The 13,309-nt window shown below is 68.9% G+C and carries 8 protein-coding genes; 6 read left to right on the forward strand and 2 right to left on the reverse strand.

Translation table 11 applies throughout. The annotated features are described in order from the left end of the window. The first annotated feature begins 381 nt into the window (after positions 1 to 381). The 4 genes from MQN93_RS00005 (at position 382) to MQN93_RS00020 (ending at position 7,525) form a co-directional block, all read left to right on the forward strand. A complete protein-coding gene (locus MQN93_RS00005) occupies positions 382 to 2,103 on the forward strand; it encodes an aminotransferase class III-fold pyridoxal phosphate-dependent enzyme (RefSeq protein ID WP_242707753.1) in 1,722 nt (573 codons plus the stop codon). Between the two features lie 108 nt (positions 2,104 to 2,211). After that, positions 2,212 to 4,206: an IucA/IucC family protein gene (locus MQN93_RS00010; RefSeq protein ID WP_242707754.1), complete on the forward strand. Its 1,995-nt coding sequence runs from the start codon at positions 2,212 to 2,214 to the stop codon at positions 4,204 to 4,206. Between the two features lie 185 nt (positions 4,207 to 4,391). Further along, a complete protein-coding gene (locus MQN93_RS00015; protein WP_242707755.1) occupies positions 4,392 to 5,234 on the forward strand; it encodes a GNAT family N-acetyltransferase in 843 nt (280 codons plus the stop codon). A 314-nt stretch (positions 5,235 to 5,548) separates the two neighbouring features. Beyond that, positions 5,549 to 7,525: an ATP-dependent DNA helicase gene (locus MQN93_RS00020; protein WP_242707756.1), complete on the forward strand. Its 1,977-nt coding sequence runs from the start codon at positions 5,549 to 5,551 to the stop codon at positions 7,523 to 7,525. Positions 7,526 to 7,680: 155 nt separating this feature from the next. On the opposite strand, the gene lexA is transcribed toward MQN93_RS00020, so the two are convergent. After that, complete coding sequence (gene lexA / locus MQN93_RS00025) at positions 7,681 to 8,460, reverse strand: transcriptional repressor LexA (protein ID WP_016432241.1); 780 nt, start codon at positions 8,458 to 8,460, stop codon at positions 7,681 to 7,683. A 564-nt stretch (positions 8,461 to 9,024) separates the two neighbouring features. On the opposite strand from lexA, the gene nrdR reads away from it, so the two are divergent. Together nrdR and MQN93_RS00035 are read left to right on the forward strand one after the other, a co-directional pair. Continuing rightward, positions 9,025 to 9,585, forward strand: coding sequence for a transcriptional regulator NrdR (gene nrdR, locus MQN93_RS00030; protein WP_016432240.1), 561 nt, complete (start codon positions 9,025 to 9,027; stop codon positions 9,583 to 9,585). Between the two features lie 160 nt (positions 9,586 to 9,745). Then, entirely contained in the window at positions 9,746 to 12,643 is a 2,898-nt protein-coding gene (locus MQN93_RS00035) for a vitamin B12-dependent ribonucleotide reductase (protein ID WP_016432239.1), read from the forward strand. A gap of 96 nt (positions 12,644 to 12,739) precedes the next feature. Here MQN93_RS00035 and MQN93_RS00040 read toward each other — a convergent pair whose 3' ends face one another. After that, a complete protein-coding gene (locus tag MQN93_RS00040; protein ID WP_242707757.1) occupies positions 12,740 to 13,273 on the reverse strand; it encodes a TerD family protein in 534 nt (177 codons plus the stop codon). Positions 13,274 to 13,309 lie beyond the last annotated feature (36 nt).

Genomic DNA, 13,309 nt, shown 5'->3' on the forward strand with positions numbered 1-13,309 from the left:
CGCTGAAGGACAGTGGGGGCGTGGAGAAGGGGCGGGTGGGGCGGTGTTGAGGTGCGGTGCGGAGTGCGGGGATGGGGCGCGTGGAGAGGTGTTGAGGTGCCGTAGGGGGCGTGAGGAAGGGGGGAGTGGCTGAGTAGGTGCCGGGTGCTCCAGGGATCTTGAGGCGGCCCGTAACCCGTTCGCCCATGGGGGGTTGGTAGCGGTGGGGGGCCTGCTGTCCGTGCGCGGTCTCCTGAGTCCGTGTGGGCGGTGTGGGCGGTGTGGGTGGGAGGACGGGAAGCCGTGGCCGAGTCTGCTTGTGAGGGGAGTGCGTCGGAGGGAGCCCCCGGCGAATGCGCGACCGGTACGAGTAACCCCATCCGCGGGGCAGGTCAGGCTCCTATGCCGGCGCGCGTCGTGCAGGAGGGGATCCTGCGGCGTCAGGCGGCGCGCGAATCAGCGGCGCGCACCTATGCACGCGCCGCCCTACCGATCGTGCCCGTACGAGCCCGCGGGATGACCATCGAGGGCGCCGACGGCCGTCGCTACCTCGACTGCCAATCCGGTGCCGGAGCGCTGGCCCTCGGCCACAACCACCCCGTCGTACTGGAGGCGATCCGCAAGGTCCTGGACTCCGGCGCCCCCCTGCACGCCCTCGACCTGGCGACACCCGTCAAGGACGCTTTCATCACCGAGCTCTTCCGCACCCTCCCTCCGGGCCTCACCGATCACACGCGCGTGCAGTTCTGCGGCCCGGCAGAAGCCGACGCGGTGGAGGCGGCATGCAGGCTGGTACGGTCCGCGACCGGCCGCACCGGCATCCTGGCCTTCACCGGCGCCCACCACGGCACGACCACCGAAGCGCTGCCGGCATTCGATGCCTCCCGCGGTCCCGACGCCTCCCAGTCATCCGCCGCCAACGTCGCGCCGATCACCCGGCTGCCCTATCCGCAGGGTTACCGCTGCCCCGTCGGCGTCGGCGTCGGCGTCGGCGGTCGCCTGGGCGCCGAACTCGCCTCCCGTTGGGCCGAGTCCGCCCTCGACGCCCCCGGGCCGGATGTCGCACGTCCCGCCGGGATGATCCTCCAACCCGTCCAGGGCGAGGGCGGGGTGCTCCCTGCGCCCGACGCCTGGATGAGGCGTATGCGGGAGATCACCGCCGCCCGCTCCATCCCGCTCATCGTGCATGAGACCCAGACGGGCGTCGGACGCACGGGTGCCTTCTGGGCGGTGGAGCACAGCGGCATCACCCCCGACGTCATGGTGCTCTCAGGGGCCATCGGCGGCAGCCTCCCTCTCTCGCTACTGATCCACCGCGACGATCTCGACCTCGGGCAACCCGAGGCTCCCACTGGCGCGTTCCGCGGCAACCAACTCGCCATGGCCGCGGGCACGGCGACCCTGACCTACGTCCGCGAAAACCACCTCGCCGACCGGGCAGCCACCCTCGGAGCCCGCATGCTCGACCAACTCCGGTCGCTGAAACGGGATTTCCCGTGCGTGGGGGATGTGCGGGGGCGGGGACTGATGCTGGGCGTTGAGTTCGTGGAGGCGGACGCGGAAGCGGAGTTTGCGGAAGCGGAGTTTGTAGGGGCGGAGGTCGAGGCGGACGCGGAGGTGGATGGGGCAGCCAGGGTGAAGGGGGTGCCGGTCGAAGGCCGGGGCGGGGGGAGCACAGCCGACGTATCTCCGAGGGGCACAAGCGGCGGTACGGCCGACGAAGCCCTGGATCCGGCAGCGGGACCTCGACGACGTTGGACAGGCCGAGGCCAGACCTCGGCGAGCGCCCCCGCCGCCGCTCCACCGGCCGCTCCCGAACTCGCGGCCGCCGTCCAGCGCGAATGCCTGCGCCGCGGCTTGATCGTCGAACTCGGCGGACCCCACACCAGTGTCGTACGGCTGCTCCCACCGCTGACGATCAGCGACGAACAGGCAGCCGCCGTACTCGACCGTCTGGCCGACGCCGTACAAGCGGCAGCTGGCACCTGGACCCGCACCCGCACCCGCACCCGCACCAGCACCAGCGCTGGTGCATCCCGCGGACTTCGTCCGCCGCACGAAGCCGGCCCCTGGCAACGACGGCAGGAGGACCGCGCCGAGAGGGCCGGCCTGCCGGGCGGCTGACGCACGCGTACAGCGCTCGCCCAACTCGACAGTGAGGTCTGTGCGCAGCGGCTCCGGCCACGCGGGCTCGCCACCGTGCCCGACTCCGTACCTTCCTTGAGGACCCCCGTGAACACCACCCGCACCCCTGCATCTGGCACCCAGAACTCACCTTCCCTGGACGACCGGACGTCCAACGAGCCACGAGAGGGGCTGCCGGAGCAGGACGGGCTCTCCCCACAGGAACGCGTCCCCGAGCAGCGGCCCCCTGCAGCCGCCGAGCACTCCCACGCCACCGACCTCGATCTCCTCGCCCACCCCGACCCAGGCACCGCAGCCAACGCTGCGACCGTCGAGAACCTGCTGCGCTGCTGGGTACGGGAAGCCGGCGTCCCGGCCCCCGACGACGACACGCTCCGTATCCCCCTTCCTGCCAGCGCCACGGCTCTGCTCGTCCCGGTGCACCACTGGTCGCCGACGGGATGGCACCGCTTCGGACTCCCGCGCTTCGCCGACGCCCCCGAAAAGTCCCGACCGGCCGACGCGGTCACCATCGCAGCCCTCCTCGCCCGGGAAACGCCGAACACCGACACCGTGACCAGCACCGACACCGAGACCAGCACCGACACTGACACCGAGACCACTCCCGACCTGGTCTCCCGCGTCGCCGACTCCTTTCGCCGCACCGCCACCTTCATCCGTGAACGTCGCACGCATCTCTCCGAAGATCCCGATCTCTTCCTCTCCGCCGAGCAGGCGCTCGTGCTCGGACATCCCCTGCACCCCACACCGAAGAGCCGCGAAGGTCTCACCGACGCGCAAGCAGCCCTCTACTCACCGGAGTTGCGCGGCTCCTTCCCCCTGCACTGGCTTGCTGTGGCTCCCTCCCTACTCACCACCGACTCAGCTTGGACCGAACGAGGCCGCCTCGTCCCCGCACCACGGCTCACCGCCCGACTAGCCGAAACCCCACTGCCCCTCCCCGACGGCTACGCAGCCCTCCCCATGCACCCCTGGCAGTTGCGCGACATCCAGCAACGCCCAGAGACAGCGGCGCTGTTCGACGCAGGGCTCCTTCGAGCCCTCGGCGCGGCCGGCACGCCCTGGCACCCCACCTCCTCCGTACGCACCGTCCACCGAACCGGCGCTCCCGCCATGCTCAAGCTGTCGCTCGGCCTGCGAATCACCAACTCCCGCCGCGAGAACCTCCGCAAGGAACTCCATCGGGGCGTGGAGGTACACCGCCTGCTGCGCGGTGGGCTGGCTCGGCAGTGGCAGGCCGCGCACCCGGGGTTCGACATCGTGCGTGACCCGGCCTGGATCGCAGTCGACTCACCGGACGGCAACCCCGTGCCCGGCCTCGACGTGATGATCCGGCACAACCCCTTCAGCGTCTCGGACGACGTCTCCTGCCTCGCCGGGCTCGTCTCACCCCGACCGCAGGCCAAGCCAGGCGTCGCCCCGGTAGGCCCGGAGCTCCATCCGGAGGCTCAGCCGTGGATCCTGCAGTCACGGCTGGCCACGATCATCAACCGTCTCGCGGATCGCACGGGCCGGCCGCGTGGAGCCGTGGCCGCCGAGTGGTTCCTTCGCTACCTCGAGCAGGTCGTCCGCCCCGTGCTGTGGCTGGACGCGGAGGCGGGCATCGCCCTGGAGGCCCACCAGCAGAACACGCTTGTCCTGCTGGACACCGACGGCTGGCCGGTGGGAGGGCGCTACCGAGACAACCAGGGCTACTACTTCCGTGAGTCCCGGCGCACTGAACTCGACGCCCGGCTCCCCGGGATCGGTCAGCACAGCGACACCTTTGTCCCCGACGAGGTCACCGACGAGCGCTTCGTCTACTACCTCGCGATCAACAACGTGTTCGGCCTCATCGGTGCCTTCGGCTCCCAACGCCTCGCCGACGAAATCCTGTTGCTCGCTGCCTTCCGCCGCTTCCTCGACGGCGTCGCCTCAGGCCCCGCCCGACTGCGCACCTCGCTCCCGTCCCACCTGCTCGACTCACCCGTCCTGCGCTGCAAGGCCAATCTCCTGACCCGGCTGCACGGCCTGGACGAACTCGTCGGCCCGGTCGACACGCAGTCCGTCTACGTCACCATCGCCAATCCCCTCCTTGCCTGACCGACCTTGACCTGCACATCCCTCCCGTCCTGCCTTTCCTGCCCGTTGCGCCCGCAGATCCCCGACTCCAACAGATCCCTGACTCCATCAGGTCCCCGACCCCATCCGATCCCCAACTCCCTTTCGTCACCCACCTTTCGCCCTGAGGAACATGCCCCACCCCCACTTCTGAGAGGAGCGTCGCCGTGCCTCCCACCGACGCCACCGCCCATCCCGCCCCTACCGCTCACTCAGCGGCCGCCACCGGGCCCGACACGGGCGCTGATACGCACCCCAGCACGGCCGAGAGCAGTACCGGCGAAGGCACGGACAGCGAAGGCACGGACAGCGAAGACACACTGGACCTGCGTCTTCCCGACGAACTACTCGCGCTCTTCGCAGCAGAGACCGACACCGGCACGGCACCGAGCCGACGTATGGACATGACGTCGCCCGCTTCCATCTCCGCCGTCGGCGATGACCTCCTCGACCATGTCGCCAACTGGGGCCCGGTGGTCACCCCCGCGGGGGTGTTCCAGCTCGTCCCCGTGCACGTCGACCGCGACCTGCCCTTGATCAGCCGCTGGATGAACGACCCTGCCGTCGCGGAGTTCTGGGAACTGGCCGGACCCCAGGCCGTGACCGAGAGCCACCTGCGGACTCAGCTCTCCGGGGACGGGCGCAGCGTTCCGTGCCTCGGGGTGCTGGAAGGCGCACCGATGAGCTACTGGGAGATCTACCGGGCGGACCTCGACCCCTTGGCCCGCCACGTCCCTCTTCGACCTCATGACACCGGCATCCACCTCCTCATCGGCGAGGTCGCCGATCGTGGCCGAAAGCTCGGCAGCGCACTACTCAGAGCTGTCGCCGACCTCGCACTCGACAAGCGGCCTTCCTGTGCACGCGTCATCGCGGAACCGGACCTTCGCAACACCCCCTCCGTCGCTGCCTTTATGAGCGCCGGCTTCCGGTTCGCCGCCGAGGCCGACCTGCCCGCCAAGCGAGCCGCCCTCATGGTCCGGGACCGGTCCCTGCGCCATGTGATGTGACGCCATGCGGCGACATCATCACTCTTGGTACACCGCTCGCACCGATCCGGTTCCCATCGACAACAAACCCGTTTCCAACGCACTCACCACGCCCCCGCCCACGACCTCGTACCGTGGCCCAGCCAGCAGCCAGCAGCCAGCAGCCAGCAGCCAGCAGCCAGCAGCCAGCAGCCAGCCCTGCCGCCCCGTAGATCCACCCACGCGCCCCGTAGATCCACCCACCCCACACCCCAGGAGCCCCCGGCCTTGATCCCACCCTTCGCTCCCGCCTTGATCGCCCCTTTGTCAGTGCCGGGTCGTAGGGTGGTCGAGCTATGACGAAGCCCTCACTCCCCGAACTCCTGCACGCTGCCGTAACAGCCGTCGGCGGCACGGAGCGCCCCGGCCAGGTGACCATGGCCGAAGCCGTCGCGGAGGCGATCGACGACGGCTCCCATCTGCTCATCCAGGCCGGCACTGGCACCGGAAAGTCGCTGGGGTACCTCGTGCCCGCGCTGGCGCACGGTGAGCGCGTCGTCGTGGCGACGGCCACCCTCGCTCTGCAGCGCCAGCTGGTCGAGCGGGACCTGCCGCGTACGGTTGACGCCCTGCACCCTTTGCTGCGCCGGCGCCCGGAGTTCGCGATGCTGAAGGGCAGGTCGAACTACCTCTGTCTGCATCGCCTGCACGAGGGCGTCCCGCAGGACGAGGAGGAGGGGCTTTTCGACCAGTTCGAGGCGGCCGCGCCCACCAGCAAGCTGGGCCAGGACCTGCTGCGGCTGCGTGACTGGTCGGACGAGACCGAGACCGGTGACCGGGACAACCTCACGCCAGGCGTGTCCGACCGCGCCTGGGCGCAGGTGTCGGTCTCGTCCCGGGAGTGCCTGGGTGCCACGAAATGCGCGTACGGCGCGGAGTGCTTCGCCGAGATGGCACGTGAGCGAGCCAAGCTCGCCGATGTCGTCGTCACCAACCACGCGCTGCTTGCGATCGACGCCATCGAGGGCGCCCCGGTCCTCCCGCAGCACGAGGTGCTGATCGTCGACGAGGCACACGAACTGGTCTCCCGTGTCACCGGAGTCGCCACGGGCGAGCTCACGCCCGGCCAGGTCAACCGCGCGGTGCGCCGCGCGGCGAAACTCGTCAACGAGAAGGCGGCCGACCAGCTTCAGACCGCCGCCGAGGGCTTCGAGCGGCTGATGGAGCTGGCCCTTCCGGGTCGCCTGGAGGAGATCCCGGAAGACCTCGGATACGCACTCATGGCGCTGCGTGACGCCTGTCGCACGGTGATCTCCGGGATCGGCGCGACCCGCGACAAGTCCGTCCAGGACGAGGACGCGGTCCGCAAGCAGGCACTGGCGTCGGTGGAGTCGGTGCACGACGTGGCGGAGCGCGTCACCAACGGCTCCGAGTGGGACGTGGTCTGGTACGAGCGCCACGACCGCTTCGGCGCCTCCCTGCGCGTCGCCCCCATGTCCGTGTCGGGACTCCTCAGGGAGAAGCTCTTCGCGGACCGCTCCGTGGTCCTGACCTCCGCGACACTGAAGCTCGGCGGCGACTTCAACGGCGTCGGCGCCTCCCTCGGGCTCGCCCCGGAGGGCACGGAGGGTGAGGACCTCCCGCAGTGGAAGGGCGTCGACGTCGGCTCGCCCTTCGACTACCCGAGACAGGGCATCCTCTATGTCGCCAAGCATCTGTCGCGCCCCGCGCGGGACGGCGACCGCGCCGACATGATGGACGAGCTGACGGAGCTGATCCAGGCCGCAGGCGGCCGTACGCTCGGCCTCTTCTCCTCGATGCGAGGCGCCCAGCTCGCCGCCGAGGAACTGCGCTCCCGGATCCCGGAGTTCCCGATCCTCCTCCAAGGCGAGGAGACCCTCGGAGAGCTGATCAAGAACTTCGCCGCCGACCCGAAGACCTGTCTCTTCGGCACCCTGTCGCTCTGGCAGGGCGTCGATGTGCCCGGCCCCAGCTGCCAGCTGGTCGTCATGGACAAGATCCCGTTCCCGCGCCCGGACGATCCGCTGATGAGCGCACGCCAGAAGGCAGTGGAGGACGCGGGCGGCAACGGCTTCATGGCGGTCGCCGCCACACATGCCGCGCTGCTGATGGCCCAGGGCGCCGGCCGCCTCGTCAGGGCGTCCGGAGACCGTGGCGTCGTCGCCGTACTGGACCAGCGTTTGGCCACAGCGCGGTACGGCAGCTATCTCAAGGCGTCACTGCCGGACTTCTGGTACACCACGGACCGTAATCAGGTCCGGAGGTCGCTGGCGGCAATCGACGCAGCGGCGACACAGGCAGAAGCTGGATGACCTGGGGTTAGCCTGACGCGGCGCCGCGTCAGGCTAACCCCAGGTCCATATCCGTCAGTCACCGGGGTCCGGACAGCACAGGGCCCCGGAACCGGCGCAGGGGTCCCGGGGCCCGGTCACGGGGCGACTTCCGCGCAAGCCGCCCGCCGCAGCCGTCATACGCGGCGCAGCACTGCCACCACCTTGCCGAGGATGGTCGCGTCGTCGCCGGGGATCGGCTCGTACGCAGCATTGTGCGGGAGGAGCCAGACGTGGCCGTCCTCGCGCTTGAAGCGCTTGACGGTGGCCTCGCCGTCCAGCATGGCCGCGACGATGTCGCCGTTCTCGGCGACGGGCTGGCGGCGGACGGTGACCCAGTCGCCGTCGCAGATGGCGGCCTCGATCATCGAGTCACCGACGACCTTCAGCACGAACAGTTCGCCGTCACCGACCAGCTGGCGGGGGAGAGGGAAGACGTCCTCGACCGACTCCTCGGCGAGGATCGGGCCACCGGCGGCGATACGGCCGACCAGGGGGACGTACGACGCGGCGGGCTTGCCGGCGGTGTCGGTGGGCTGCACCGAGGCGCTCTGGTCGGAGCCGCGGACCTCGTAGGCGCGCGGCCGGTGCGGATCGCGCCGCAGGAACCCCTTGCGCTCCAGTGCCATCAGCTGGTGTGCGACCGAGGAGGTGCTCGACAGGCCCACCGCCTGACCGATCTCCCGCATCGACGGCGGGTAGCCCCTCCGCTGCACGGAGTCCCTGATGACCTCGATCACTCGGCGCTGCCGGTCGGTGAGCCCGGAGCTGTCCGCCCGGATGCCTGGAGGTCGGCCAGGCAGGGAGCGCTTGTGCCCCTCTGGGTTCACGGCTTCGTTCATGGCATGCACCGGCTCGAGTCGGCCCTGGGAGCGGTCCTGGGCAGTGATGGTGGCACTGTCTGCGGTGGTGGTCACGTCGGCCCCTCTCGATGGTCTCCCTGCTGGACAACGGTAGTTGCTTTCGAAAGGTTGCGCCAAACACACGTTCGAGTGAAAAACCGCGGATACCCTGTCCTGATCATGTGTCTGGGTGTATAGCTAACGCGGCACCTGGCGGACAAAGAGGCCCATTGTCGTACTCTTCACCACCGGGGTGCTGACCTCGTGGGTTCCTGCCCCAGTCTGCCATCCGGCATTCCGTCAACAGTGGAGAGACTCTCATCTCTGCGGGAGCCCCACGTCGCCTCCCTGTGGCGCTTACGGTATCTCCGCATGTGCCGTAACGGTACGCCCGTGCACATCCGGATCCGGAGAGTCGCCGCGGACACGTGGCACATGCCAATACGGGCGCGACACGCGCGCGTAGCGTGAATGTATGGGCCAATCCCCACATCTAGTGGTTGGATTTCAACAGCAGCCCAGAAGTTGTGGTCCCCCGGGTCTTCAGGCTCCAGGAGATCGCCTATGCTTGGGGCTGCTTCGAGGGGCCCGTGAGGCCCAACGAGGCTATTGAGTCTGCTGTGAGGAGGGTTGGAAGCCATGCACTGCCCCTTCTGCAGGCACCCCGACAGCCGTGTCGTCGACAGTCGTACGACCGACGACGGCACGTCGATCCGCAGGCGCCGCCAGTGTCCGGACTGCTCCCGTCGTTTCACGACCGTGGAGACGTGCTCGCTCATGGTGGTCAAGCGGTCCGGGGTCACCGAACCTTTCAGCCGTACCAAGGTCATCAATGGCGTGCGCAAGGCATGCCAGGGGCGGCCTGTCACAGAGGACGCACTCGCCCAGCTCGGCCAGCGGGTCGAAGAGGCGGTGCGGGCCACGGGGAGCGCCGAGCTGACCACCCACGACGTGGGGCTGGCCATACTCGGCCCGTTGCAGGAGCTCGACCTTGTCGCGTATCTGCGATTCGCCTCTGTCTACCGGGCGTTCGACTCGCTCGAGGACTTCGAGACGGCCATCGTGGAACTGAGGGAGGGGACGCGACCCGCCGCCGCGGACAACGACGACCGCGAAGACGCCGTCGCGGGGAGCCGGCAAGACAACTGCGGGAGCGCGAGGACCGTGGAGGTCCCCGAGCCCGCCCACGCCGCCGACTGACGACGGGCCGGAACCGGAGAAGATCCGGAACCGGCCGCCGGGCGGCGATCGAAGACCTGTTGCGGAGGGCAGCGCGAGTTGCCCGCAACACCAGACACAACACCGTGCCACGGGAACATCGGGGCACTTCAGGGCGTTTTAGCCCGTACAGGGAGGCGGCATGACAGAGACGGCGAGCGGTCCGGCACGGAGTTCCCGCGCCAAGGGCAGCAAGGCGACCAAGGGACTGCGTGTCGAGCGCATCCACACCACCCCCGGCGTGCATCCGTACGACGAGGTGGCTTGGGAGAGCCGTGACGTCGTCATGACCAACTGGCGTGACGGCTCGGTCAACTTCGAGCAGCGTGGCGTCGAGTTCCCCGACTTCTGGGCGGTGAACGCGGTCAACATCGTCACCAGCAAGTACTTCCGCGGTGCTGTCGGCACCCCACAGCGCGAGACCAGCCTCAAGCAGCTGATCGACCGCATCGTGAAGACGTACCGCAAGGCCGGCGAGGACAACAAGTACTTCGCCTCGCCCGCCGACGCCGAGATCTTCGAGCACGAGCTGGCGTACGCCCTCCTGCACCAGATCTTCAGCTTCAACAGCCCCGTCTGGTTCAACGTCGGCACGAAGCAGCCCCAGCAGGTCTCGGCCTGCTTCATCCTGTCCGTCGACGACTCCATGGAGTCGATCCTCGACTGGTACAAGGAAGAGGGCATGATCTTCAAGGGCGGCTCCGGCGCCGGCCTGAACCTCTCGCGCATCCGCTCCTCCAAGGAGCTGCTCTCCTCCGGAGGCAACGCTTCCGGCCCGGTCTCCTTCATGCGCGGCGCCGACGCCTCCGCCGGCACCATCAAGTCCGGTGGTGCCACCCGCCGTGCCGCCAAGATGGTCATCCTCGACGTCGACCACCCCGACATCGAGGGCTTCATCGAGACCAAGGTGAAGGAAGAGGAGAAGATCCGTGCCCTTCGCGACGCGGGTTTCGACATGGACCTGGGCGGCGAGGACATCACGTCCGTCCAGTACCAGAACGCCAACAACTCGGTCCGTGTGAACGACGAGTTCATGAAGGCGGTCGAGCAGGGCGGCAAGTTCGCCCTCCGCGCGCGGATGACCGGCGACGTCATCGAGGAGGTCGACGCCAAGGGCCTGTTCCGCAAGATGGCCGAGGCCGCCTGGGCCTGCGCCGACCCGGGCATCCAGTACGACAACGTCATCAACCACTGGCACACCTGCCCGGAGTCCGGCCGGATCAACGGCTCGAACCCCTGCAGCGAGTACATGCACCTGGACAACACGTCCTGCAACCTCGCCTCGCTGAACCTCATGAAGTTCCTCAAGGACGACGGCAAGGGCAACCAGTCCTTCGAGGCCGAGCGCTTCGCCAAGGTCGTCGAGCTCGTGATCACCGCGATGGACATCTCCATCTGCTTCGCGGACTTCCCGACCCAGAAGATCGGCGAGAACACGCGCGCGTTCCGCCAGCTCGGCATCGGCTACGCCAACCTCGGCGCCCTGCTGATGGCGACCGGCCACGCTTACGACTCGGACGGCGGCCGCGCCCTCGCCGGTGCCATCACCTCCCTGATGACCGGCACGGCGTACAGGCGCTCCTCCGAACTCGCCGCGGTCGTCGGCCCGTACGACGGGTACGCGCGCAATGCGAGCGCCCACAACCGCGTCATGAAGCAGCACGCCGACGCCAACACCGCGGCCACCCGCATGGACGACCTCGACACCCCGGTGTGGGCCGCCGCCACGGAGGCCTGGCAGGACGTGCTGCGTCTCGGCGAGAAGAACGGTTTCCGTAACTCCCAGGCGTCCGTCCTCGCCCCGACCGGCACCATCGGTCTGGCGATGTCCTGCGACACCACCGGCGTCGAGCCCGACCTCGCCCTGGTCAAGTTCAAGAAGCTGGTCGGCGGCGGCTCCATGCAGATCGTCAACGGCACGGTCCCGCAGGCGCTGCGCCGCCTGGGCTACCAGGAGGAGCAGATCGAGGCGATCGTCGCCCACATCGCCGACAACGGCAATGTGATCGACGCCCCCGGCCTCAAGCACGAGCACTACGAGGTCTTCGACTGCGCCATGGGTGAGCGCGCCATCTCCCCGATGGGCCACGTCCGTATGATGGCCGCGATCCAGCCGTGGATCTCCGGCGCCATCTCCAAGACGGTCAACATGCCGGAGTCGGCGTCCGTCGAGGAGGTCGAGGAGATCTACTTCGAGGCCTGGAAGCTGGGCATCAAGGCGCTCGCGATCTACCGCGACAACTGCAAGGTCGGCCAGCCCCTCTCCGCCAAGACCAAGGAGAAGGAGAAGGCCGCCGAGATCACGGAGAAGACCGAGGCGGCCATCCGCGAGACGGTCGAGAAGGTCATCGAGTACCGCCCGGTCCGCAAGCGCCTCCCGAAGGGCCGCCCCGGGATCACGACGTCCTTCACGGTCGGCGGCGCCGAGGGCTACATGACGGCCAACTCCTACCCGGACGACGGTCTCGGCGAGGTCTTCCTGAAGATGTCGAAGCAGGGCTCGACCCTCGCGGGCATGATGGACGCCTTCTCCATCGCCGTGTCCGTCGGCCTCCAGTACGGCGTGCCGCTGGAGACGTACGTCTCGAAGTTCACCAACATGCGCTTCGAGCCGGCCGGCATGACCGACGACCCGGACGTGCGGATGGCGCAGTCGATCGTCGACTACATCTTCCGCCGCCTGGCGCTGGACTTCCTGCCCTTCGAGACGCGCTCCGCGCTCGGCATCCACTCCGCCGACGAGCGCCAGCGTCACCTGGAGACCGGTTCGTACGAGCCGGCCGACGACGAGGTCGACGTCGAGGGACTGGCCCAGTCGGCTCCGCGCGCCCAGGAGTTGAAGGCGGTCGCCACGCCGCGTGCCGAGGTCGAGGCGGGCAAGCCCGCTCCGCAGCAGGCCCACACCAGCGCCGAGCTGGTGGAGATGCAGCTGGGCATCCAGGCCGACGCTCCGCTGTGCTTCTCCTGCGGTACGAAGATGCAGCGGGCCGGTTCCTGCTACATCTGCGAGGGCTGCGGCTCGACGAGCGGCTGCAGCTGATACCGGGCGGGGTCCGTCCCGCCTGACAGGCAGTCCCTGAAGAGGAGGGGGCGCCGACCACATGGTCGGCGCCCCCTCCTCGGCGTACGGCGGGCGTCAGGGCTGCTGAGCGCGTCCCATGACCCTGGTGAACGTGGCGGGGTCGTCGTGGAAGCCGTGAACGCCAGCGCGGAACTGCCAGCCACCAGTGTCGTCGCGCACGAACTCCCCGAGGGTGGCCGCCGTGGCCCCGAGAACCGTGCCGAAGTCGTCCTCGGCCAGGACGTTGTATCCCTCACGGATCCGCATACCCGGGTTGAGCACCCCGACGAAGGTCCGCTCAGCCGAGCGCTGCTGGATGACGACACCGACCACCACGCGCGCGTACCGGTTGTCCAGCCGGTCGAGTTCGAGGGTCATGACCTCGTCCCAGCCGAAGCCCTTGCCGTCCTTGCTGTCCCGGTTGAGGTAGATCGTGCCGTCGGGTGCACGGCTGTCGAAGTGCACCACATAGGCGGGCTCTCCGTGCGGATCGTTCGCCAGGTAGGTGGCGGCCACGATGTCCAGATCGGTGGGCGGCTGCCCCGGCGGACTCGGATCCCATTTCAGTGCGACTTCGGCCTTGCGGATCGTCTTGTTGACGCCGTTCACCAAACTTCCCTTTCCCCGTTCCCCGTACGCTGTCTC

It is taken from the genome of Streptomyces spinosisporus, assembly GCF_022698145.1.
Lineage (GTDB): Bacteria > Actinomycetota > Actinomycetes > Streptomycetales > Streptomycetaceae > Streptomyces > Streptomyces spinosisporus.